Below are 21213 nucleotides of genomic sequence, written 5' to 3'. Positions count from 1 at the left end.
CGCAGTTATCGCGAACGATTATCCGAGGGCGTCAGCCCAGCGTCGGCCCGTCCTCGACCGTCGCGCCCTCGTTGCGTGGGCTGGCGACCAGTACGTCGGCGTCGACCGAGAGGTCGCTCAGGGCCATCTCGACGCCCGTCCTGGCTGCCTCCACGTCGCCACGCGTCGTCAGCCCCCACACCGCCGGTCCCCACGAGGACTGGCCGGCACCGGCGATGGTCGGCTGCTGGGCCAGTCGCTCGACGATCCGGCCGGCCGGCGGGCGGTAGACCCCGCCCTGTTCGTCGGCGTACCAGGCTCCGTTGAGCCGTCCGACCCGGGCTGCGGCGGTCCCGAACCGCCGGTGGTCACCCTCCGCGGCGGCCGGCAGGAGCGTCCGGGTCAGCGTCGCGGCCACGTCGTCGGCGATGCCGGGATCGGCCCGCTCGACGGCCTGGCGCATGTGGCGGTCCTCCTCGGCCCCGCTGGCACCCGGTTCCGCGTCGGGCACGACCAGGACGAACCGCCAGTCGTCGGGGAGCTCGTGGCGCGCGATCACCGGCGGGACCGTCCAGTCGCCGTTGGCGGGCGGCTCGGAGGTAAACCGCTCCGTCGGGTGGCCGCCGTCGACGACGAAGCCGCCGGACTCGAAGGCCGCGACGCCGACGCCGCTGCGACCGCCGCGGCCGAGCTCCGGCGCGAGCGTTCGCGGTTCGACCTCGCGGTCGTAGGCCCGCGCGACGGCGACGGCCGCCGCCAGCGCGAGCTGTGTCCCGCTGCCGAAGCCGACGTGGCGTGGCAACCGCTCGCGGACCGAGACGCGAGCCCCTTCGAGGCCAAGCGTCGCGACCGCTCGCCGGACGTACGATTCGGCCTCGCCGTCGTCGCAGTCGATCTCGTCTGCGGGCTGGGCGTCGAGGACGAGCTGGGGCGCGTCGAGTGCGACCCCCACCCCGCCGTACAACCGTTCGTTGGCCAGCGCGAGGTTCTGGAAGCCAAAGTGGAGTCGCGCCGCCGTCGTCACCGTCACCATACCACCTCTTTTGGCTCCCCCGAAATGAAGGTGGGGCTCCGGAGCGAGTGCAAGCGCGTGAGAAGAACGAACACGGTAGTCCGTGCGCTTAAGGTCCCCCGACGACGACTCGACAGCATGAGCAAGCAGGAGCGAACGCCCGACGCAGACGAAGGGAAGGATCCGGACCTCCGGAGTTCGGAGGTCACAGAGGGGACCGAACGAGCCCCGCACCGCGCGATGTTCCGCGCGATGGGGTACGACGACGAAGACCTGTCCTCGCCGATGATCGGCGTCGCCAACCCGGCGGCCGACATCACGCCCTGTAACGTCCACCTGGACGACGTCGCCGAGGCCGCCTACGAGGGCATCGACGAGACCGAGGGGATGCCCATCGAGTTCGGCACGATCACGATTTCGGACGCCATCTCGATGGGGACCGAGGGGATGAAGGCGTCGCTGATCTCCCGGGAAGTGATCGCCGACTCCGTCGAACTCGTCTCCTTCGGCGAGCGCATGGACGGTCTGGTCACCATCGGGGGCTGTGACAAGAACATGCCCGGCATGATGATGGCCTCGATCCGGACGGACCTGCCCAGCGTCTTTCTCTACGGCGGCTCGATCATGCCCGGCGAACACGACGGCCGCGAGATCACCATCCAGAACGTCTTCGAGGGCGTCGGTGCCGTCGCCGACGGCGACATGAGCGAGGACGAACTCGACGAGATGGAACGGCAGGCCTGCCCCGGCGCGGGCTCCTGTGGTGGGATGTTCACAGCCAACACGATGGCGTCGATCTCCGAGACGCTCGGGTTCGCGCCGCTTGGCTCGGCCTCGCCGCCGGCCGAACACGAGTCTCGCTACGAGGAGGCCCGTCGGGCCGGCGAACTCGCCGTCGAGGCCGTCCAGGAACGTCGCCGTCCCTCCGAGTTCCTCACCCGCGAGTCCTTCGAGAACGCGATCGCCCTCCAGGTCGCCGTCGGCGGCTCGACCAACGCCGTGCTTCACGTGCTCGCACTCGCGGCCGAAGCGGGCATCGACTTAGACATCGAGACGTTCAACGAGATCAGCGCCCGCACGCCCAAGATCGCCGACCTCCAGCCCGGCGGCGAGCGCGTGATGAACGACCTCCACGAGGTCGGGGGCGTCCCCGTGGTCCTCGGCGAACTACTCGACGCCGGCCTGCTCCACGGCGACGCACAGACGGTCACCGGCAACACGATCGCCGAGGAACTGGCGCAGATCGACCCGCCCGCGATCGCGGACCTCGACGTCGACTTCCTCGAAACCGTCGACGATCCGATCCACGAGCGCGGTGCGATCCGGATTCTCACGGGCAATCTCGCGCCCGACGGCGCTGTCATCAAGATCACCGGCGAGGACCACCTCACCCACGAGGGGCCGGTCCGGGTCTTCGAGGCCGAAGAGGGAGCGATGAAGTACGTCCAGGAGGGTCACGTCGAGTCCGGGGACGTGATCTGTATCCGCAACGAGGGGCCACAGGGCGGCCCCGGCATGCGCGAGATGCTTGGCGTCACGAGCGCCGTCGCCGGCCAGGGCCACGCCGAGGACGTGGCGCTCTTTACCGACGGCCGCTTCTCGGGTGCGACCCGTGGCTTCTCGATCGGCCACGTCGCTCCCGAGGCGTTCGTCGGCGGCCCCATCGCCGCACTGGAGGACGGCGACACCGTCACCATCGACATCGACAACACCGAACTCTCGGTCGACCTGACCGACGAGGAGATCGAGGCCCGCCTCGAAGACCACGACCCCGAACCCAACTACGACAGCGGCGTGCTGGCGAAGTACCACTCTGACTTCGGATCGGCGGCCAACGGTGCGGTGACGAATCCCGGCGCGAAGTGGGACTGAGACGGACGGTTGTAAGTCTGTGAAGAATGTCGCGACCACGGGGTCGCGAATATCTCGAAACAGTGACAGCCGGTAGTATAAGTGGTCCCGTCGATGCGGCCGAGATCGATTCGTGCGCACAAGTGATTGCTACACAACAATTATGGGCCGAGGTCCACGTTCTGCGAGATTGCCACGCGATCCGCTGTAGCGGTAAATTACTCTCATCTGGGACGATAGTTTATCTAAAGACTTAAATAATCGCCAGAGATTCACCCAGGTGGACATGTGCATCGACCGGACAGCGATAGAGGCGCACGGACGTGAAACGGTGGTCGACAGACGGGAGAGTCGCGTATGAGCACGCCGCTGCAACTCCTCCAGGTCGGGCGGATAATCGACACTGCACCCGGAGTGGTCGATTGGATCGTGGCGATCGTGCTGCCGATCGTCGCCTACGCGACCGTCGGGCCGAAAGTCGGCGACAGGATCGCAGCCGTCGCGGCGCGCGTCGACCTCGACGAGGCTGTTCTGGAGACGCCGCTGGGTGCGTTCTTCGGCGAGGACGAGGCCATCGCTGACACGCTGGCTGGCCTGACGACGTACCTGCTCACGCTGATCGCACTCGTGATCTCGCTGAGTCTCGTCAACGCCGGCCAGATCGCGAGCTGGGCACAGATCGGTGCCCGGTATCTGGCGTCGCTCCTGGGCAGCGTCCTGATCCTGCTGGCAGGCTTCGTCGTCGCCGGCTACGTCTCGCGCGCGCTCAAGGACAACGACGTGCTCGCCGGCCGCTCGGTCACGCCGCTGGTCGCGCTGGTGGCTCGTGGCGTCGTCTACTTCGTCTCGGTGACGCTGGGGCTGGACGCCATCGGCTACAACACCGTCATCCTCAACACGATGGCCCAGGCGGTCGCGGTCGGTCTCGGCCTCGGCATCGCGCTGGCGGTCGGTATCGGCGTCGGACTGGGGAGCCAGGACTACGTGGCCGACCACATCGCGGAGTGGACGAGCGACTAGGGTTCGAGTAGTTCGATCAGGTTCCCCTCGGGGTCCTCGACGAAGAGGATGGTCGTCCCACTCGCCGTGGTCTGGGGCTCGCTGACCGTCTCGACGCCGTCGTCGAGGTCGGCGTAGAAGGCTTCGATGTCGTCGACCTCGAACCCGACGTGTTTCGCGCCGGTGTCGTTGACTGCCTCGGCGGCCGCGTCCTCGCCCGTGGGCTCGTAGCTGACCAGTTCCAGCCGGCAGTCACCGGCGTCGAGGTGGGCGAACTGCGCGGCCGCGTCGGGGACGCCGACGCCCGTCTCGAACGCCGCGCCCGAGACCGAAAATCGGCTCGACACCTCGAAGTCGAAGGTGTCGCTGTAGAACTCGACGGCGCGGTCCAGATCGGCGACGGTGATACCGACGTGGTGGGTCGCTGGCATAGCCGACCCTGTGGGACCGCCGCGAAAAACCGCTTCGGAGTCGGTCGGCGACGATACCCGAAGGGTTATTTGGGACATCTCTGTACCGTCAAATATGACGCGCGACGCACTCGCGACGGCGAGCGATCTCCTCACCTCGGCAGCACAGTCCGCAGACAGTGACGACGACGGCCAACGCCTGTCGGAGCTGGCCGACCAGCTCGACCGGCTCTCGACGGCCGACGAAGGGCCGGACCACGGCCGACTGGCCCGCATCCAGAACGCGCTGCACGACCTCGAAGACAGCACCGACGGGGACGCGACGGACGCGATCGTCGAGGCCCACGAACACGTCAAGGAGTATCGCTCGGGCGTCGAGGGCGTCTGATCGGCGAGTCCGACCGCAGTTCGCACGGAGAAACCGCTGATGGCAGCGTATCGTCCCACGCATAGTTTGCTCGTTCGGTGGGCACTGCGCGGAACGCCCGCCTACGAGAGAACTATCGCGACTGCGTTCGAAGCTGCCACGACGCACGCGACCGAGGCGCGGTTTCGCGTCGAAGACGAGACCATTTGTCGGGACGCTCCAGGGGTCGTCGACCACCTTCGCTCGGAGTTCGACAGCTCGTCGGACAACGGAGCCACGGTCTACCGCTCGACAGACCTCCAGCACGCGACCGAAGTCACACAGCCGTTGCTCAACCTCACGGGGGCTAGTGCGACTGGCGTCCGCGAAGTGTGTCTGACAGTCGACGGCGAACGTTGTCTGCAGTACGTCCCAGAGCACGCGCAATTCACTGTTTCCGATGCCGTCGCGTCCGGTATCGGGACGAGTGTTTCAGAGACGATCTCGGACAAACCAGCGGTTCTCCTGCCGGAAACACCGCTCGCGGAGTGGACGTACCAGGGCGTCTCCTTTAGCGTCGGAACGTCACTGTGCATCGAACGCGAGCGGACTGGGCTCTCGACAGCCAGCTGCTATGGGCTGGGTAAGTTAGCCGACGTTACGGCCGCTCCCGAGACACGAACGATCCACCTGCGCTGGGAGTTACACGAGTCCAATTGGCTCGTCGATATGATCGCTCGGTCGGTGGGCGCCATCGCGTCTGCGATTGGCCCAACCCGTCCGAAAACACTGCACTTCGAGACCGAGACGGACTTTTCGACCGCGAGAGAGTCGCTCGAACGGGTCGTCGACGGCCTCCACGGCGACGACGGATCGTCTGCTCACCAGGTGTGAGCGAAGAAGGCCGACGACGAAACCGGTCGCTGCGTTCCGCAGATCGTCCCCGGTCGGATTCTCTGATTCGAAACGAACGACCCGCCGTTTTATTCACTTCCTGATCGTAGCCATCACATGCTCTCACGAGTCCTGGTCCCGATGGACGATTCGGAGATGGCGCATCGAGCCCTTGAGTATGCGCTCGAGAACCACCCGAACGCAGAAATCACCGTCTTGCATGTCGTGGGAGAACCGTCAGCGATGGGAGGGAAAGCCACCGCACTCGCTCTTGAAGACGATATCGAAGCGGCTGCCCAGGAGCGCGCACAGGAGGTATTCGATGACGCCCGGGATTTCGCCGCTGAGTACGATGTCGAGGTTACTACCGAGGTGCAACTGGGGCATCCGGCACGGGCGATTCTAAACGAGGCCAGCGATTTCGATGCGGTCGTAATCGGAAGTCACGGCGGCTCGATGGTTGACCGACTGGTCATCGGGAACGTCGCCCAGAAAGTGTTCCGCAACTCGCCTGTTCCAGTAATTGTCGCTCGGTGAGTGACTCCGAGGGGGCCAACCGAGAGTGTCCAGAGTCAAACGACCGCCCATCTCGCGGTGGTGGGCCGAGGACTGCGACGACCTGCAACGCTGTGCGCGCGGACCCTACTCTTCGCCGACCAACTGCTCGGCCAGGAGCGGCACGAAGGTGCCGATGTCGGTGACCATCCCGACTGCCTGCGCCGACCCGCGGTCCAGGAGTTGCGTGACGGTCGCGGGGTTGATGTCGACACAGACGACCCGCGTCGTCGAGGGCAGGCAGTTCCCGACGGCGACGGAGTGTAGCAGCGTCGAGAGCATCAGCACCATGTCGGCCTCGTGGGCCTGCTCGCGGATGGCGTTCTGGGCCTCGACGGCGTCGGTGATCGTGTCCGGCAGCGGGCCGTCGTCGCGGATCGAGCCGGCCAGTACGAAGGGCCGGTCGTTGGTGACACACTCGTACATCACGCCCGAATCGATCGTCCCCGACTCGACGGCGGCCTCGATGCCGCCTTCGCGGATGATCTCCGAGATGGTGTAGATGTGGTGTTTGTGGCCCTTGCGGGCGTGATCGAGGCTCTCGGTGTCCAGTCCGAGCGAGGTGCCATAGAGGTCGCGCTCGATGTCGTGGACGGCGAAGCCGTTGCCCGCAGAGAGCATGTCGACGTACCCCTCGCGGACGAGGCGGGCGAGGTCCTCGCGTGCGCCCGAGTGGATCAGCGCGGGGCCACAGACGGCGAGGACCTGCCCGCCGTCGGCTTGGGTCTCCTCGATGGCCTCGGCGATCTGGCGGATCGTCGACTCGGAGGGCCGTTCCGACGAGACGCCGCCCTGCATGAACCCGAAGGCTCCTTGCTGGCCTCGCGGGCGCTCCGGCGGGGCGATCCTGATTCCGGTCTCACCGGTGACGATCTGGTCGCCGGCCTCGACGGCGTTGAGCACCTTCGTGTAGGCCCGTGGCTCGTCGGTGTCGACGACGACGGCACAGTCCATCTCGACGTTCTCGACGGTGAGCCACGCGTCGTCGTAGCGGACGAACGTCGGGTGGTTCGTCGTCGAGTAGAAACCGTGGGGCACCACCTGGTCGGCGGGCGCGGGCTCCAGCGTCACGTCTTTCGGATCTGCCGGGTTCGCGCCGTTCTGGTGGAGCTCGTGGACGATCGACTGCAGCGTCGCCTCGTCGTCGGCCTCGACCAGCAGGCGAGCGTAGGACTCGTCGGTCTTGTGCCGGCCGATGTCGAACGTCTCGACGGTGAACGAGCCACCCAGATCCATGATGATGCCAAAGCACGTCTGCATCATCCCGGAGTCGATGATGTGGCCCTCCAGTTCCACCTCGCGAGAGACAGTCATGCACGGACCGACGGCCCTGGTCGCCAAGACAGTTGTGTTACCCGCCCTCGTGACCGGGACCGGCGATGTCGGACCGACAGTCGACGGCCCACGCGCAGTCGCCGGCCGCGACGAGTCGGTCGTAGAAGCGTCGCAGCCCCTCCGATCCCGTCGCTGGCAGGACGTGGAGACGGACACAGCCGTCCCGGATCGAGACGCGGAACACGTCGGCGCTGCCCTCGTCCCGGACCAGCCACAGCGGCATCGGGAGTTCGACGAACGCCCCCGAACGGTAGGGGCCGTCCGTGAGGACACGCTCGACCAGCCGGCCGAGTGCGGTCTGTGACAGCTCGGTCGCCGGTTCGAGCCGAAACATCGTCTGGCCCTCGTACTCGACCCCGCCGCTGGAGGGGTAGCGCCGCCGCGGCCGCGCCGGAATCGTAAACGAGGGCTCGCCCGTCATCTACCGCCACCTAAGGCCCGATCGGGCTTAAAATCGCGCCCGTTACCGGGTGCTGCCCCCGGCCGTCTCGTCACAGATCGTGACCGGTCGCGTGCGAACCGAAACGGATAGGCCGGAGCCACGCCCGGTGGGAGCTATGGCACCGACCGTCGACGAGCTACGCAACGAGATTCGGGTCGCCGTCGACCGCTACGAGCGCGTCGAATCCACGGCCTTCACGAAGGAGGCCCTGGCCGCGATCTGTGAGGCAGTGGGCTACGAGATCGACACGGACCGGCTCCCACCGAAAGGAGAGATGCGCGGCGGCATTCGCCGCGAGATCGGCGAGACGGAGACCGTAGAGCGAACCGACCGGGCCTTCCGGAAGGCAGAGCTGGAGGGGATCGCCGCGGCGCTGGACGCCGAGTGATCGGTCGGCGACCCCCGGCTGGCTCGATGTGGGCGATACGGTCAGCCAGATCGTCGTGCAGCGATTTGCGATCCCGGTGTGGTGACGTGTGGCGGGCAGCCGACAGTATTAGACGCTGGCGACCCCACGTCTCGGTATGTGCGGTCGCTACAGTCTGTTCGCGCCACGCGAGGACATCGAAGCGCGCTTCGGCGCGACCTTCGCCGAAGCGTACGAGCCGCGGTACAACGCCGCGCCCCGTCAGTCTCTCCCGGTGATCACCGCCGACGAGCCCGAGACGATCCAGCGGATGGAGTGGGAGCTGATCCCGTCGTGGGCCGACGACCGAAGCGAGTTCGAGTTCATCAACGCCCGCGCCGAGACGGTCACCGAGAAGCGAAGCTTCGCCGAGGCTTACGAGCGACGCCGGTGTCTGGTGCCCGCGGACGGCTTCTACGAGTGGCGAGAGGAGGGAAGCGAGAAGCAGCCGTATCGGGTCACCAGAGACGACCAGCGCCCCTTCGCGATGGCAGGGCTGTGGGAACGGTGGCGGCCGCCACAGCGACAGGCCGGACTCGGTGAGTTCGGGACCCAGACGGACGGCGCGCACGGCGAGACGACGGCCGTCGAGACGTTCACAATCTTGACGACCGAGCCAAACGAGTTCGTCCGCGAGCTACACCACCGGATGTCCGTGATCCTCGATCCGGGCGAAGAGAAGATCTGGCTCCACGGCGACGACGACGAGCGCCGCGCCCTGCTGGAGCCCTACGACGGCGAACTCGCGGCTCGTCCGGTCTCGACGGCGGTCAACGATCCCAGCAACGACTCACCCGCGGTCCTCGACGCACCCGGCGTGTAGGGTCAATCGAGGGCAGAGACGACCAGTCGTCTCGTGTGTCGGCTGTGCGTCCCGAAGCGTCTCGTGCTCTGGAGTCGTGGAGAACTCGAAACAGTGACTGCCGACAGTCTCACTCGGAGGGGTTGTTTCCGCGATCGAAGCGGTACACCATCTCCCACATCGCGTCCTCTGTGTCCCGGTCCTCCGTGGCTTCTTCGAGCTTGCGGTACAGCTGGTCTGAGACCGTGATCTGTGGCATCAGTTCTTCATAATTGTTCATTGGACATAAATGTGCCTGGACTCGGAACCGAGTTAACCGACACACGAAGCGTGACTTCAACTACCACAGTACAGAGGGAGACCACTCAGCGTCGCCGCCGTCCAACTACGGGTGCATGACCGCTGCTGGAGACACCGTCGAACGAGTAGCCGCGGCAGAGCGCGTCACCGATCTCGTCGGTGAGACGCCGCTGTTGTGGCTCGACTCGTTTGCGTCGAACCTGTACGGCAAACTCGAATCGTCGAACCCCTACTCGGTCAAAGACCGCATCGCGCTGGCGATGGTCGAGGCCGCACGCGAGTGCGGTGCGCTGTCGGCGGACGGCACCGTCGTCGAGGCGACCAGCGGGAACACCGGGATCGGGCTGGCAGCGGTCTGTGCGGCCAACGGCTACGACTGCGTGCTGACGATGCCGGCGTCGATGAGCGAGGAGCGTCGTCGGCTGTTGCGAGCCCTCGGTGCCGACCTCGAACTGACCCCTGCCGAGGACGGCATGGGCGGCGCGATCGAACGTGCCGACGAGCTGGCCGAGGCCGACGACGCCGTCCGAGCCCGCCAGTTCGAGAACGAGGCCAACCCCAGCGCACACCGCGAGACGACCGGTCCCGAGATCTGGGACGCCACTGACGGCGGCGTCGACGCCGTCGTCGCCGGGGTCGGCACCGGCGGGACGATCACCGGCGTCTCCGAACATCTCAAAGAGGATCGGGGCAAGACCGCCGTGACCTCGGTGGCCGTCGAACCCGACGCCTCGCGGCTCCTCTCGGCCGACGACCCGGACAGCCACGACATTCAGGGGATCGGCCCCGGCTTCGTCCCCGACGTGTTGCGACGGGATCTGCTCGACGAGGTCCGGACGATCACGTCGGACGACGCCCGCGAGTGGAGCCGGCGACTCGGCCACGAGGAGGGCGTCCTCGTCGGCATCTCCGCCGGTGCGGCCCTCGGCGTCGCCGTCGAGTACGCGCGCGAGCACCCCGACGAGACCGTCGTCGTCGTCCTCCCAGACACCGGCGAGCGGTATCTGTCGACCGACCTATTCGAGTAAACCGCTCCGTTAATCCCTCCTTACTCCCGTTAATGCCTAGGTACTGCAATTATGAATTAGTAGCCGACCGTGGATGCTGAGATATGGACACGGAGCGGGCCACGGTCGAGTTGAAGTTCGAGCTGCGCGATCCGGAGCACTTCCTCGTCGCGATGTCGGACGAACTCGACTGTCGCGTCGTCAACGAGGACGTGATACACCGAGACGACGGCGACGTGTTACGATACTACACCGTCGCAGCGACGCCGTCCGAGACGAAATGCTTCGCGCAGTCGTTTCCGGGCGTCAGATCGACCCGGATCGTCCGCTCGGACGGCGAAACCTGTCTGCTGGAGGTCGTCGCCGACAGCGAGGACTGCATCCACTGCACGCTGGCGACGGTCCACGCTGTCGTCAAGCGAACTGTCGCCGACGCCGGGACGGGGATGGTCGTCGTCGAGGTACCCCACGACGCCGACCCGAGCACCGTCGTGGACGCGGTCGTCCGACACCACGCGGGGGCGACGCTGCTGTCCAAGTGGCACCGTGACGACGCCGACCTCGTCGCCGTGACGGGAGCGGTCGGAGCGGAACGATACCTCTCGTCGCTGACCACGAAACAGCGAGACGCCGTCCGTGCGGCCGTCCAGAGTGGCTATCTGGCCTGGCCGCGCCGAAGCTCCGCGAGCGACTGTGCGGCCGCGCTGGGCATCTCACAGCCGACCTTCAGCCAGCACCTCTATCGCGGGCTGGAAGTGCTGTTGCTGGAGCTGTTCGAGGTGCCAGACGACGAGCACGACAGCGTGCCCGCGAGCCACTAGCCATTCAGTATAGGCAATAGTTTCACTCCGAGCAATCCCATCCACCAAAATGGCAGCACTATCCGTGCCGATGGGAAGGGCACGACACCGATCAGCTATGCTCAGTATGACATCAGAGGTTCCGAACCACAGTACAGCACGTAACCCACCAGCCACGACCGAAGACATCGTCCGGGCCGTCGCGGAGCGAGAAGGGGTCGCCGCGACGGACCTGACGCCACTGTATCACGTCGTGGATCCAGAGGCACTCGATGCGATGGTGACACACACCGAAACCACGGTACGGATATCGTTTGACTACGAGGGATACACCGTCACCGTCGAGGACGAAACCGTCACGATCGAAGAGATCTAACACTCATTCTCGCCGTCCGCGCGACGACCTAGTTCGTCGTCGTGATTTCGACCACGTCCCGGTGATCGAGCACCGTGTCTGCACCGATCTGGCGGCCGCTGCGAACGTCGTGGGCGTGCAGGAAGCCGTCGCCGATGTCGGTGTGCAGGAAGTACGCGAAGTCCTCGGCGGTCGCGCCGTCTTCCAGCACGAAGCAGTCTTGCAGGAAGGTGCCGTCCTCCTGGGGCTTGCGCGCGCCAGGGAAGATCGCGATCGAACCCAGCTCGTCGAACAGCGCCGTCTCGATGGCCTGCTGGACGCCCGTGCCGCCGTACTCCCCGACGAACTCGCTGATCTGCTCCAGTGCGGTCGCTTTCTCCCCGGGCACGTCCTCGACGATCTCGAACTCGCTGTCGCCGGGCAGGTAGTCGAGAACGCCCTGTTCGTCGCCGTTCTTGAGCGCCTTCTCGGCGTGGGCGCTGGTCGGGACGATCGTCAGGTGGTCGTAGTCGGGATCTGCCGTGATTTCCTCGAAGTTCGCCTGGGCCGCGGGCGTGTCCATCTTGTTGGCCGCGATCACCATCGGCTTGGTGCGCTTGCGGATCTCGCTGGCCAGCGCCTCGCGGTCCGCGTCGTCCCAGGTGTCGGGGTCCAGTTCGAGATCCAGCGAGAGGATCACCTGCTTGATCTCGTCTTTGTTGGTTCGAAACGCGTCCATCTGGGTCGCCAGGTCCTCCTCGATGGCCGCCTCCTCGCCGTGGTACCCCGAGCGATAGCGCTCGATGCCCTTCTCCAGTACGTCGAGGTACCACATGTCCAGTTCGTCTTCGAGGAAGTCGATGTCCTCGCGAGGGTCGTGGTCCTCGGTGGGCTCGCCCTCGATGTCGGTCGTCCCAGAGAAGTCGACGACGTGGAGCAACACGTCGGCCTCGTTGAGGTCCGAGAGGAACTGGTTGCCCAGTCCCCGCCCCTCGTGGGCACCGGGGACGAGACCGGCCACGTCGACGAGACGCACCGGGACGAACCGGGTGCCGTCCTCGCAGTAGCCGAGATTCGGCGTGCAGGTGTGGTCGAACTCGGGGGCGGCACACTCGACGCGAACGTAGGCCTCGCCGACGCTGGGGTCGATCGTCGTGAAGGGATAGGCCCCTTCGGGCACGTCGTTCATCGTCGCCGCGTTGAAGAAGGTGGACTTGCCGACAGAGGGTTTGCCGACGAGTCCGACGTCGAAGCTCATGCACACAGTCACGCCAATCGGCCGTTTAAGCCCTGTCAAAGCGAACGGGAGTGGGTGCAGGTCACATGGGACCCCCTCGCAAGCACGTCGTTCATCGTCGCTCGGTGAGCTACACCCTCGCCTCGTAGACGTTGACCGTCCGCTCGATGCCGTCGAACTCGACGGTCCGCTGACCCACGCGCTCGAAGTGCTTCTCGTAGAAGGCGTTGCCGACCTCGTTGGCCACCAGCACCTCGTCGCGGATCGTCGTCGTCTCGATGTCGGCGAGGTGCTGGCGGCCCCGTTCGAGAAGCGCCGTTCCGACGCCGTCTCCCCAGTAATCCGGGTGGACGTAGATGTCGAGATCGCCGACACCGATCGCCTCGGTCATGCCACAGCTGGCGTAGCCGACGACCGCGTCCTCGACCGTCGCCACGAACAGCCCGACCTCGTCGAGGGCGATCAGCTCCGTGAGCACGTCCCGTGCGTACCCCTCGTCGACCATCTCGTCGATGCGCGCCTCGTCGAACACGTCCCGGTAGGTCGCGTGCCAGGCGGCGTGTGCGACCCGCCGAATCGCCGCCACGTCGTCTTCTGTCGCCGGCCGGACCGTGACATTCGGTGGCATGGGTAACGGTACGAGCGAGATCCCCATAGCGTTACCCCCGCCGTCGCCACCGATCAGTGTCAAAGGTGATACTCCCGCCGGTAGGGCTAAGTCGAGGGCTCACAGATTGGGGGTATCCGACGTATGGTTCACAGTCGACAGCACACGTTCCCGGCGATGCAGGCACGCACAGGGAGGCGGTCCCGATGAGTCTCGTTCGCAAGTTCACCGTCGTCGTCGTGACACTGTTGCTGGCCTCGACACTCGTCACGGGCAATCTGCTGGCGGCGGCCCACCTGACCGTCCTCGATCCGGGGTTCACCCAGACGGCCATCGAGGAGGAAGGCGGCTATCAGCTCGTCGAGAACGCGACGATAGCGACGGCGAGCAGTCAGGTCTCTGCCGGCGTCGCCGAGGGAGTCGACACCGAGGCGCTGCTTCGTGAGAGCATCGATCGGTCGTATCTGGCCAACCAGACCGAGCGCAACGTCGCGGCGACGTACGCGTATCTCCACGGCAACAGCGAGACGCTGAACCTCACCGTCGACACGGCACCGCTCAAGAGCGAACTGTCGACGGCGGTCGAGGAACAGGTGCGCAACGCGACCGTCCCGGAACTGCTCGCACAGTCCGAGACGGAGCTTGACGGCCCCGTCGACGAGTCCACCGTCGAGCAGATGACCGCAAACGAGAGCGGATACGCGGCCGCGAAGGCCGACTTCCGCGACGACATCCGCCAGCGGGTCCTCGACGAGGCCGTCGAGCGGGCCTGGCAAAACACCAGCAACGACGAGAAGCTGGCGCTGGTGATCCCCGACTACGACCCGCGAGAGTACACCGAAGAAGAGAAAGAGCAACTCGTCGCTGACAACGAGACAGAGATCAGAGCGGCGCTGCGAGAGCGCGTCGAGAACGAGCGCGGCGACGAGATCGACCAAGAGGTCGACACGCAACTCACCGCGATCAACGAATCGGTCGCACCGAGCGACGCCGACAGCGACGGGATCGACGCGGTGACGACCGACATGCGTGCGACGTTCGCGGAGGCGCTGACGACGGACATGAGCTACCAGACGTTCCAGTCCGAGATCGACGACCACAAGGCCGCGGCGGCGGCCGCTGTCGGTGACCGGACGGAAGCCCAGCTCGACGAGCAACTGCCCGACACGCTGGATCTGACCGAGGACATGGATCCCGCGACGCGACAGAGCCTCGAAGACGCCCAGACCGCAGTCACCTGGCTTGATCGGCTGGTGTTCGTCCTCCCGCTGGTCGGGCTGGCACTCGTGGGCCTGCTGTACTACGCGACCCGCTCGGTCCAGACCGTCGCGGGTTCGCTCGGCGTCTCGCTCGTGGCCGCCGGGCTCCCGATCTACCTCGCGCTGGGGCCGCTGCAGTCGTTCGTCGAACGGAGCGTCACACAGCAGATCGCGGGCGGCGACGCGTCGGCAGCGCCGATGATCGAGCTGTTCCTGGGGATCGTCGGCCAGCTGTTCGGTCGCGTCGGCACCGTCTCACTGGCGTTCGCACTCGCCGGTGGCGTCGTCGTGGCGGCGTGGCTCCTGCTCAGGTACGACGTGATCGGCGGAGGCGAGGAGCGCACGGCAGCCGAGGCGGCCGCGGCCGCCGACGCCGAGGCGATGGCCCAGACGGAGTCCGAGAGCTCGGAGCCGGCCGAGGCCGAGGAGACGACGGCGACCGGAGAGACAGACGAAGCGTCCGCAGCGACAGACGAGTAACGGTCAGAGCTCGGTCGCGGCCTCTCTGTGGGCGGCCATCTCACTGACGACTTTCTCGCGGAGAACGTCGATGACCGCCGGGTTCGTTCCCTCGGGGACGATGAGGTCCGCGTTCTCCTTGGTCGGCTCGACGAACTGCTCGTGCATCGGCTTGACCGTCGACAGGTACTGCTCGACGACGCCGTCGACGGTGCGGCCGCGCTCGGTCACGTCCCGCTGGAGGCGACGGAGCACGCGAACGTCGGCGTCGGTCTGGACGTAGAGCGCGAGATCGAGCTGTGCGACGATCCGGTCGTGGTACAGCGCGAAGATCCCCTCCAGCACGACGATCGGCCCCGGATCGACCGTCCTGGCGGTCGGCGCGCGAGCGTGTCTCTCGAAATCGTACTGGGGCACCGTCACCGTCTCGCCGCGCGCGAGGGCCTCGACGTCCGCGACGAGGCGGTCCCAGTCGATGGCGTCCGGGTGGTCGAAGTTGCGGTCCTCGCGTTCCGCGAGCGGAAGCTCGGAGAGGTCCTCGTAGTAGTCGTCCAGCGAGATGATCGTTATCTCCGGATCGACCGCCGCCGAGAGATCCCTCGCGATCGTCGACTTGCCCGCGCCGGACCCCCCGGCGATACCGAGCACGAATGCATCAGCCATCCAGACGGCATCTCTGTCGTATCGGTACGAAAGATTTCCTATCTCGGTCGATCGGGAGAGCGCCAGGACTCCGTCTCATACTGCCGGCTGTAACTTCGTGAAGAGCTTCGCCACCCCGGGGCGGCGAAATCGTTCACAGATGGACAGCCGGTAGTATCAGGAGACCATCCCCCCGGTGAGCCGTCGATCGACCTCTTGTCCGACACCGACACTGAAGATCACGGCGGCCACGCCGACCCACGTGAGGAGCCCCTGCTGTGTGAGCGAGAGCGGCACGCCGACCGCGAACAGTCCCCACTGGACAGCTTCTCTCGTCTCACCCGACCGGTGGTGAGAGACGATCGACGGGACGAGTGCGAGCCCGGCGACGAGACCGAGGGCGACGCCCGTCGGAACGCGGACACCGCGGACGGACAGCGCCGGCAGCCACGCGAGCAGGGCGGCCCCGCCGAGGACGAGGCCGGCGAGGACGACGAGACGCCAGGGGGACGGGTCGTCGGAGCCCATACACGGTGTCGATACTCGATCCAGAGTGATAAGGATGAAGCCGGCGACAGCTACTCGATCCGCTCGCGGGCTCCGGCGACCAGCAGCGGCAGCGTGATCGTCGCGTCGGCGTACACCGAGGCGTTGCGGGCGGCCTTCTCCAGTTTCCCCCAGGAGCGGGCTTCGTCCAGCGTCGCGCCGGAGAGGCCGCCGGTGTTTGGCTGGTCCATCGTCAGCTGGACCGCGTAGTCGTAGGCGTCGGGCGAGACCAGCATCGTCTGGAGGACGTAGTTCTTCGGGACGCCGCCGCCGACGACCAGCGCGCCGGCCTCGTCGGCCTCGTAGGCCAGATCGGTGATCGCGGTCATGTCGCCAAGCGCGTCCAGGGTGAACGGCGAGGTCTGTGAGTACATCCACGACTGGAGCCCCAGCACGGAGTCCTGAACGGCCGGACAGTGGATCGGCACGTCGTGCTCGTAGGCCGCCGCGGCGATGCCGGCCCCCTCGTCGATGTCCTCGGACTCGTTGACCGCGGCGTTGGCCCGGCCCAGCTCCTCGGTGAGGCGCTGGATGGAGACGCCGCCGTCGTCACACTCCTCGGCGAGGACCGGGAAGACCTCGTCGCGGAGGTGTGATTCGAACAGCGCGAAGTGTTCCTGCGGGAGGTAGACGTTGTAGATGCGATCGACGCCCTCGTCGCGGAGGCTCTCGTCGTGCTCGCGCTCGGTCTTGCCTTCCTCGTGGACCGCACCGTGGTGGTGTTTGCCGCCGATAGCCTCGATCGTGTCGTGGGTGAGGTTCGCGCCGGTGGTCACCAGCGCGTCGACGTGGCCGTCCCGGATCAGGTCGGCGACGACCTGCCGCATCCCGGTGGGCACCATCGCACCCGCGAGCCCGACGAACGTCGTCACGTCGTCGTCACACATCGCCGCGAAGATGTCGACGGCCTCGTGGAGGTCCGCCGCGCCGATCCCCGCCGCGCCGTACTGTTCGACCAGTTCGCCGACGGTCATCCCGCCGCGAACGTCCGCGTGGTCGATCGGATCGTGGCTGAAGGTCTCGCGCTCGTCGTCGCTCATTGTCGGTACTCGACGGCCCCGCGCTTTCAACGTCGCGGTTCTACGGTCCTCAAATAAGCAGCTGTGTGTGGGGATGTCGGAGAACGTTTCACCGAGCAGTTATTTCGTATCAGTGTTCTGCAAAGTAGATGTGCGTAGGGAGTGCGGAAATTCCAGAGATGGGTCGCGCCGAAAGTGGGCCCATTTCACTGAGAACCGAGTGTGACCCGAAACTCTTCGAGGCTGTTTCGAAACGACTCCACGTCGGCCCCGTTGAATCCGAACCGATCCAGCGACGCTTCGAAGTCGTCACCACAGCGTCGCAGTTCGGTCCCAAACTCGTCTGCTCGAACAGCGACTCCACAGGCTGACGCCGGAGTTGCCTGGTTGGCTTCTCGACCAGGAGTCTGAAACGCCACACGGAGGTGCTCGTCGCCGATCCGTTCACAGACGAATGCGTCGCTGGTCTCCGGAAGATGGATACGCTGTGGCTCGTACAACTGGATCTCGTCGGAGAGTATACTCGCGACAGTCTGACAGAGTTCCCTGAGTGTGATGAGTGGGATCTCACCGACAAACTCGGGATACCAGTCGAAGAGCCACTCACGATCGGTTTCCCCTTCGTAGGTGTTGATTCGTTGTCCATCGACGGTGATTCGGAGACCACCGCGAACGAGAAGGGGCATTGTCGGTTCTGGCTCCGATTCGATGGTCAGATCAATCTCGATCATGGATAACGATTGCTCGGCTCACTCGGAATTATTTTAATATCTAGGAATATCAGGACAAACCCCCTCCGAGGACTACAAATCATATACCAGCCGATTCGAGACAGCATGAGAGAGGCGTGCCAACCATTCTGTGCCACTCCAAGCTGTGTGGCAAGATTCAACCACGGCAAGCGCTCGGCACGCCTCATACGGAAAGTTGTAGATCTTTACCAGATCGACCGCACGCCGTCGTGCGGTCGACTGGGTAAACGTCTACAACCGTCCGTATCAGCAATCGGTGGAACTGAGCGCCCCGTTCCGGGAACCCCGACGGCATCCGCGAGCGACTGCGCCGTTCGCATGGGCTGCGGGACTGCAACTGCACGAGCGCTCTCGGCGCTTCAGAACTGTCGCTCCCGATCTCTTGTCTAAACACAGCACCCGATCCCCGGCGAAAGCCCATCAGCCCCGAGTCCCAATCACGACCGTGAACACAGTCGACGTGCCACGACGGCTGCCCGAACGGACGCGCGAACGGCTCAGAAACCGCGTGACCCGGACGGGCGAACGGGACGACCTCGAAGTGACTGCGCCCTACACCGGCGAGCGGGTTGGGGCGGTGCCGCTGTGTACGGCCGAGGACGTGCAGACTGCCATCGAGCGCGCCCGAGCGGCCGGAGCGGCGTGGGCCGAGCGGCCGGTCGAACAGCGGGCGGCAATCGTCCAGTCCGTCGCCGACGAGATGCTCGACGACCGGGCCGGCCTGCTCGACACCGTCCAGCTGGAGACCGGGAAAGCCCGCTTCGACGCCCTCGAAGAACTGCTCGACGTGGTCCTCAACGCCGACTACTACGCGCGAAAGGGGCCGGGCTATCTGGCCGCAGACGAGCGAACGGGCGGACTCCCGCTGGTGACGACGGCGACGGAGTATCACGATCCGGTCGGCGTGGTGGGGCTGATCGAGCCCTGGAACTATCCCCTGACACTCGCCATCTCGGACATGCTCCCGGCGTTGCTCGCGGGCAACGGCGTCGTGCTGAAGCCCGCCGAGGCGACGCCGTTTACCGCGCTGCGGGCCGTCGAACTGCTGGATCGGGCCGGCGTCCCGACTGATCTCGTCCAGGTCGTGACCGGGCGCGGCGAGACGCTGGGCGAGCCGCTCGTCGAGGGGATCGACCACCTCACGTTCACCGGCTCGACGGCGACCGGACGGATCGTCGCCGGGCTGGCCGGCCAACAGCTCGTCGACGCGTCCCTGGAGCTGGGCGGCAAGAACCCGGCGGTCGTGTTAGAGGACGCGGACATCGCCGACGCCGCGCGTGGGATCGCGCGCGGAGCCTTCGCGAACGCCGGCCAGCTGTGTATCTCCTTCGAGCGCGTCTTCGTCGACCACCGGATCTACGACGACTTCCGCGACGCGCTGGTCCGGGCGACTGCACGGCTCGACGTTGGTGCGAGCTTCGACTTCGAGCCGGACGTGGGGTCACTGATCGCACAGCACCAGCTGGAGACCGTCCAGGCTCACGTCGCCGACGCCCGCGAGCGCGGTGCGACCGTCGAGACGGGCGGCCAGCGCCGCGAGGACGTGGGGCCGCTGTGTTACGAGCCGACGGTGCTGACGGGGCTGCCCGCAGACGCCGACGCCGCCCGTGAGGAGACCTTCGGGCCGGTACTGTCGGTGACGCCGGTCGCCGGCAGGGAGGAGGCGATCGCGCGCGCCAACGACACCGACTACGGACTCCACGCCAGCGTCTGGACCGACGACACCGAGCGCGGGCGAGGAGTCGCCCGCCAGATCGAGGCCGGTTCGGTCTCGATCAACGACGGCTACCTCGGAATGTGGGCCTCGACGGACGCGCCGATGGGCGGCGTCGGCGACTCCGGGATCGGTCGCCGTCACGGCCGCCAGGGGATCGAGAAGTACACCGAGACACAGACGGTCACGACCCAGCGCGGGCCGCCGCTGGCTCCCGTCGACGGCGTCCCCAAGCGCTGGATCGGGCGAGCGGCACAGGCCGGTGTCGAGGCCCTGCGCTGGTGGCGTCGCCACCGGCCAGGAGGACCGTAGTGCAGTTTCTCACCGGCTTCCCCGGCTTCCTGGGGTCGGCGCTGGTCGAGCGGCTGCTACAGCGTGGCGACGAACAGATCACCTGTCTGGTCCAGCCGGCATACCGGGAGGAGGCCCGGCGACGGCGGCGATCGCTGACCGAGGCCGCCGGAGTCGAGGCCGGACGACTCCGACTCGTCGAGGGCGACATCACCGAACCCGACCTCGGGCTCGACGACCCAGCGTCGCTGCGAGCGGCGACGCGGACGGTGTATCACCTGGCTGCGGTGTACGACCTCGGCGTCGAGCGGGCGCTGGCCGAGCGGGTCAACGTCGACGGGACCGAGCACGTGCTCGACTTCGCCGAACGGGCCGGCGTCGACCGCTTGCACTACGTCAGCACCTGCTACGTCAGCGGCCGCCACGACGGCACGTTCACCCACGAGGACCTCGACGTGGGCCAGTCGTTCAACAACCACTACGAGGCGACGAAGTTCGCCGCCGAGGTCGCCGTCCAGGAGCGCATGGCCGCGGGCCTCCCGGCGACGATCTACCGACCCGCGATCGCCGTCGGCGACAGCCAGACCGGCGCGACCCAGAAGTACGACGGCCCCTACTACCTCCTCGCGGTGCTCCGTCGCCAGCCACGTCTCGCCGTCGCGCCCGCACCCGCGGCACCGACGACCATGAACGTCGTGCCACGGGACTTCGTCGTCGACGCCATCGCGGCACTGTCCGCGCGGGCCGACACCGTCGGCGAGGTGTACCAGCTGTGCAACCCCCACCCGCCGACGGTCGCCGGCATCCTGCGCGCGTTCGGGCGAGCGACCGGACAGACCGTCGTCCCGCTGCGCGGGACCGCGGGACTCTCGACGGCGTTGCTGGAGCGACTCCCCGCGGTCGCCGAGCGATACGGCCTCGAACCGGCAGCGATGCCGTATCTCACGCACCCGACGACCTACACCGACACGAACGCCCGTCGAGCGCTGTCGGGGACGGGCGTGGCCTGCCCGCTGTTCGAGAGCTACGCCGACAGGCTGGTCGCCTACGCCCGCGAACACCCGGGGATCGACGACAGTGCGATGGTGTGAACGACTGTCGTCGTCCGAGAACTGCTGTTTCGTCGGCTTTCGCCCACAGGCGAGTGGAACCCACAGAAACTGGGCGCGATCGTGGACGACCCGTCGCCGATGTGCGCGAAAGGCGACGTATGGA

At 66.5% G+C, this 21213-nt stretch carries 24 protein-coding genes; 13 read left to right on the top strand and 11 right to left on the bottom strand.

Annotated features, from left to right (window positions below):
* Positions 1-31 precede the first annotated feature (31 nt).
* On the bottom strand, positions 32-1012 hold the full coding sequence (locus IL252_RS13050; RefSeq protein WP_208628335.1) for a beta-ribofuranosylaminobenzene 5'-phosphate synthase family protein: 981 nt from the start codon (positions 1010-1012) through the stop codon (positions 32-34).
* 117 nt (positions 1013-1129) lie between these two features.
* On the opposite strand from IL252_RS13050, the gene ilvD reads away from it, so the two are divergent.
* Positions 1130-2863 carry a dihydroxy-acid dehydratase gene (gene ilvD, locus IL252_RS13045; RefSeq protein WP_208628334.1) on the top strand — a complete coding sequence of 578 codons (1734 nt, stop codon included), beginning with the start codon at positions 1130-1132 and terminating at the stop codon, positions 2861-2863.
* 336 nt (positions 2864-3199) lie between these two features.
* Positions 3200-3862, top strand: coding sequence for a hypothetical protein (locus IL252_RS13040; protein WP_170093481.1), 663 nt, complete (start codon positions 3200-3202; stop codon positions 3860-3862).
* On the opposite strand, the gene IL252_RS13035 is transcribed toward IL252_RS13040, so the two are convergent.
* Positions 3859-4272, bottom strand: coding sequence for a VOC family protein (locus IL252_RS13035; protein ID WP_208628333.1), 414 nt, complete (start codon positions 4270-4272; stop codon positions 3859-3861). The genes IL252_RS13040 and IL252_RS13035 overlap by 4 nt on opposite strands.
* Before the next feature lie 94 nt (positions 4273-4366).
* On the opposite strand from IL252_RS13035, the gene IL252_RS13030 reads away from it, so the two are divergent.
* The 3 genes from IL252_RS13030 (at position 4367) to IL252_RS13020 (ending at position 6028) form a co-directional block, all read left to right on the top strand.
* Positions 4367-4639, top strand: a complete 273-nt coding sequence (locus tag IL252_RS13030; RefSeq protein ID WP_208628332.1) for a hypothetical protein — start codon at positions 4367-4369, stop codon at positions 4637-4639.
* Between the two features lie 66 nt (positions 4640-4705).
* Complete coding sequence (locus IL252_RS13025) at positions 4706-5491, top strand: hypothetical protein (protein WP_208628331.1); 786 nt, start codon at positions 4706-4708, stop codon at positions 5489-5491.
* 117 nt (positions 5492-5608) lie between these two features.
* Positions 5609-6028: a universal stress protein gene (locus IL252_RS13020; RefSeq protein ID WP_170093477.1), complete on the top strand. Its 420-nt coding sequence runs from the start codon at positions 5609-5611 to the stop codon at positions 6026-6028.
* A 105-nt stretch (positions 6029-6133) separates the two neighbouring features.
* On the opposite strand, the gene IL252_RS13015 is transcribed toward IL252_RS13020, so the two are convergent.
* Both IL252_RS13015 and IL252_RS13010 read right to left on the bottom strand, forming a co-directional pair.
* Positions 6134-7360, bottom strand: coding sequence for a TIGR00300 family protein (locus tag IL252_RS13015; protein ID WP_208628330.1), 1227 nt, complete (start codon positions 7358-7360; stop codon positions 6134-6136).
* Between the two features lie 37 nt (positions 7361-7397).
* The gene (locus tag IL252_RS13010; protein WP_170093475.1) at positions 7398-7802 is read right to left on the bottom strand and encodes a hypothetical protein; all 405 of its coding nucleotides are present in this window, start codon (positions 7800-7802) and stop codon (positions 7398-7400) included.
* Positions 7803-7938: 136 nt separating this feature from the next.
* On the opposite strand from IL252_RS13010, the gene IL252_RS13005 reads away from it, so the two are divergent.
* Positions 7939-8211, top strand: coding sequence for a hypothetical protein (locus tag IL252_RS13005; RefSeq protein ID WP_208628329.1), 273 nt, complete (start codon positions 7939-7941; stop codon positions 8209-8211).
* Positions 8212-8347: 136 nt separating this feature from the next.
* Positions 8348-9052 carry an SOS response-associated peptidase gene (locus IL252_RS13000; protein WP_208628328.1) on the top strand — a complete coding sequence of 235 codons (705 nt, stop codon included), beginning with the start codon at positions 8348-8350 and terminating at the stop codon, positions 9050-9052.
* A gap of 109 nt (positions 9053-9161) precedes the next feature.
* On the opposite strand, the gene IL252_RS12995 is transcribed toward IL252_RS13000, so the two are convergent.
* Positions 9162-9290, bottom strand: coding sequence for a hypothetical protein (locus IL252_RS12995; protein WP_018257158.1), 129 nt, complete (start codon positions 9288-9290; stop codon positions 9162-9164).
* A gap of 136 nt (positions 9291-9426) precedes the next feature.
* Here IL252_RS12995 and cysK point away from each other — a divergent pair, with 136 nt between their 5' ends.
* The 3 genes from cysK (at position 9427) to IL252_RS12980 (ending at position 11514) form a co-directional block, all read left to right on the top strand.
* A complete protein-coding gene (gene cysK / locus IL252_RS12990; RefSeq protein ID WP_153552473.1) occupies positions 9427-10359 on the top strand; it encodes a cysteine synthase A in 933 nt (310 codons plus the stop codon).
* 83 nt (positions 10360-10442) lie between these two features.
* Complete coding sequence (locus IL252_RS12985) at positions 10443-11159, top strand: bacterio-opsin activator domain-containing protein (RefSeq protein WP_208628327.1); 717 nt, start codon at positions 10443-10445, stop codon at positions 11157-11159.
* Positions 11160-11265: 106 nt separating this feature from the next.
* Positions 11266-11514, top strand: a complete 249-nt coding sequence (locus tag IL252_RS12980) for a HalOD1 output domain-containing protein (RefSeq protein WP_244257135.1) — start codon at positions 11266-11268, stop codon at positions 11512-11514.
* A gap of 28 nt (positions 11515-11542) precedes the next feature.
* Here the strand turns inward: IL252_RS12980 and IL252_RS12975 are convergent, their stop codons facing one another.
* Both IL252_RS12975 and IL252_RS12970 read right to left on the bottom strand, forming a co-directional pair.
* Positions 11543-12730: a redox-regulated ATPase YchF gene (locus IL252_RS12975; RefSeq protein ID WP_208628325.1), complete on the bottom strand. Its 1188-nt coding sequence runs from the start codon at positions 12728-12730 to the stop codon at positions 11543-11545.
* A gap of 109 nt (positions 12731-12839) precedes the next feature.
* Positions 12840-13337, bottom strand: coding sequence for a GNAT family N-acetyltransferase (locus IL252_RS12970; RefSeq protein WP_208628324.1), 498 nt, complete (start codon positions 13335-13337; stop codon positions 12840-12842).
* 185 nt (positions 13338-13522) lie between these two features.
* Between IL252_RS12970 and IL252_RS12965 the strand changes: the two genes are divergently transcribed.
* Positions 13523-15055, top strand: coding sequence for a hypothetical protein (locus IL252_RS12965; protein WP_208628323.1), 1533 nt, complete (start codon positions 13523-13525; stop codon positions 15053-15055).
* A gap of 3 nt (positions 15056-15058) precedes the next feature.
* Here the strand turns inward: IL252_RS12965 and udk are convergent, their stop codons facing one another.
* From udk to IL252_RS12945, 4 genes are all read right to left on the bottom strand, one after another.
* Entirely contained in the window at positions 15059-15697 is a 639-nt protein-coding gene (gene udk / locus IL252_RS12960) for a uridine kinase (RefSeq protein WP_208628322.1), read from the bottom strand.
* A gap of 156 nt (positions 15698-15853) precedes the next feature.
* Positions 15854-16204, bottom strand: coding sequence for a hypothetical protein (locus IL252_RS12955; RefSeq protein ID WP_208628321.1), 351 nt, complete (start codon positions 16202-16204; stop codon positions 15854-15856).
* 50 nt (positions 16205-16254) lie between these two features.
* On the bottom strand, positions 16255-17262 hold the full coding sequence (locus tag IL252_RS12950; protein ID WP_208628320.1) for a deoxyhypusine synthase: 1008 nt from the start codon (positions 17260-17262) through the stop codon (positions 16255-16257).
* Between the two features lie 185 nt (positions 17263-17447).
* Complete coding sequence (locus IL252_RS12945) at positions 17448-17927, bottom strand: hypothetical protein (RefSeq protein ID WP_208628319.1); 480 nt, start codon at positions 17925-17927, stop codon at positions 17448-17450.
* 511 nt (positions 17928-18438) lie between these two features.
* Here IL252_RS12945 and IL252_RS12940 point away from each other — a divergent pair.
* On the top strand, positions 18439-20019 hold the full coding sequence (locus IL252_RS12940) for a succinic semialdehyde dehydrogenase (RefSeq protein ID WP_208628318.1): 1581 nt from the start codon (positions 18439-18441) through the stop codon (positions 20017-20019).
* Positions 20019-21089, top strand: coding sequence for an SDR family oxidoreductase (locus IL252_RS12935; RefSeq protein ID WP_208628317.1), 1071 nt, complete (start codon positions 20019-20021; stop codon positions 21087-21089). Before IL252_RS12940 ends, IL252_RS12935 begins: the two co-directional genes overlap by 1 nt.
* Positions 21090-21213: the final 124 nt, after the last annotated feature.

Source organism: Halomicrobium sp. IBSBa (assembly GCF_017612575.1).
Taxonomy (GTDB): Archaea; Halobacteriota; Halobacteria; order Halobacteriales; family Haloarculaceae; genus Halomicrobium.
The sequence above is the reverse complement of the archived record's forward strand: the minus strand, read 5'-3'. Positions and strand labels throughout refer to the sequence as shown.

Bases quoted from the DNA above. Each gene is read 5' to 3' on its own strand.
- IL252_RS12970 (WP_208628324.1), bottom strand. From the start codon at position 13,337: ATGCCACCGAATGTCACGGTCCGGCCGGCGACAGAAGACGACGTGGCG.
- IL252_RS13035 (WP_208628333.1), bottom strand. From the start codon at position 4,272: ATGCCAGCGACCCACCACGTCGGTATCACCGTCGCCGATCTGGACCGC.
- IL252_RS13010 (WP_170093475.1), bottom strand. From the start codon at position 7,802: ATGACGGGCGAGCCCTCGTTTACGATTCCGGCGCGGCCGCGGCGGCGC.
- IL252_RS12995 (WP_018257158.1), bottom strand. From the start codon at position 9,290: ATGCCACAGATCACGGTCTCAGACCAGCTGTACCGCAAGCTCGAAGAA.
- IL252_RS12975 (WP_208628325.1), bottom strand. From the start codon at position 12,730: ATGAGCTTCGACGTCGGACTCGTCGGCAAACCCTCTGTCGGCAAGTCC.
- IL252_RS13050 (WP_208628335.1), bottom strand. From the start codon at position 1,012: ATGGTGACGGTGACGACGGCGGCGCGACTCCACTTTGGCTTCCAGAAC.
- cysK (WP_153552473.1), top strand. From the start codon at position 9,427: ATGACCGCTGCTGGAGACACCGTCGAACGAGTAGCCGCGGCAGAGCGC.
- IL252_RS12950 (WP_208628320.1), bottom strand. From the start codon at position 17,262: ATGAGCGACGACGAGCGCGAGACCTTCAGCCACGATCCGATCGACCAC.
- udk (WP_208628322.1), bottom strand. From the start codon at position 15,697: ATGGCTGATGCATTCGTGCTCGGTATCGCCGGGGGGTCCGGCGCGGGC.
- IL252_RS13015 (WP_208628330.1), bottom strand. From the start codon at position 7,360: ATGACTGTCTCTCGCGAGGTGGAACTGGAGGGCCACATCATCGACTCC.
- IL252_RS13030 (WP_208628332.1), top strand. From the start codon at position 4,367: ATGACGCGCGACGCACTCGCGACGGCGAGCGATCTCCTCACCTCGGCA.
- IL252_RS12955 (WP_208628321.1), bottom strand. From the start codon at position 16,204: ATGGGCTCCGACGACCCGTCCCCCTGGCGTCTCGTCGTCCTCGCCGGC.
- IL252_RS12985 (WP_208628327.1), top strand. From the start codon at position 10,443: ATGGACACGGAGCGGGCCACGGTCGAGTTGAAGTTCGAGCTGCGCGAT.
- IL252_RS13040 (WP_170093481.1), top strand. From the start codon at position 3,200: ATGAGCACGCCGCTGCAACTCCTCCAGGTCGGGCGGATAATCGACACT.
- IL252_RS12945 (WP_208628319.1), bottom strand. From the start codon at position 17,927: ATGCCCCTTCTCGTTCGCGGTGGTCTCCGAATCACCGTCGATGGACAA.
- IL252_RS13000 (WP_208628328.1), top strand. From the start codon at position 8,348: ATGTGCGGTCGCTACAGTCTGTTCGCGCCACGCGAGGACATCGAAGCG.
- IL252_RS12980 (WP_244257135.1), top strand. From the start codon at position 11,266: ATGACATCAGAGGTTCCGAACCACAGTACAGCACGTAACCCACCAGCC.
- IL252_RS12965 (WP_208628323.1), top strand. From the start codon at position 13,523: ATGAGTCTCGTTCGCAAGTTCACCGTCGTCGTCGTGACACTGTTGCTG.
- ilvD (WP_208628334.1), top strand. From the start codon at position 1,130: ATGAGCAAGCAGGAGCGAACGCCCGACGCAGACGAAGGGAAGGATCCG.
- IL252_RS13005 (WP_208628329.1), top strand. From the start codon at position 7,939: ATGGCACCGACCGTCGACGAGCTACGCAACGAGATTCGGGTCGCCGTC.
- IL252_RS13020 (WP_170093477.1), top strand. From the start codon at position 5,609: ATGCTCTCACGAGTCCTGGTCCCGATGGACGATTCGGAGATGGCGCAT.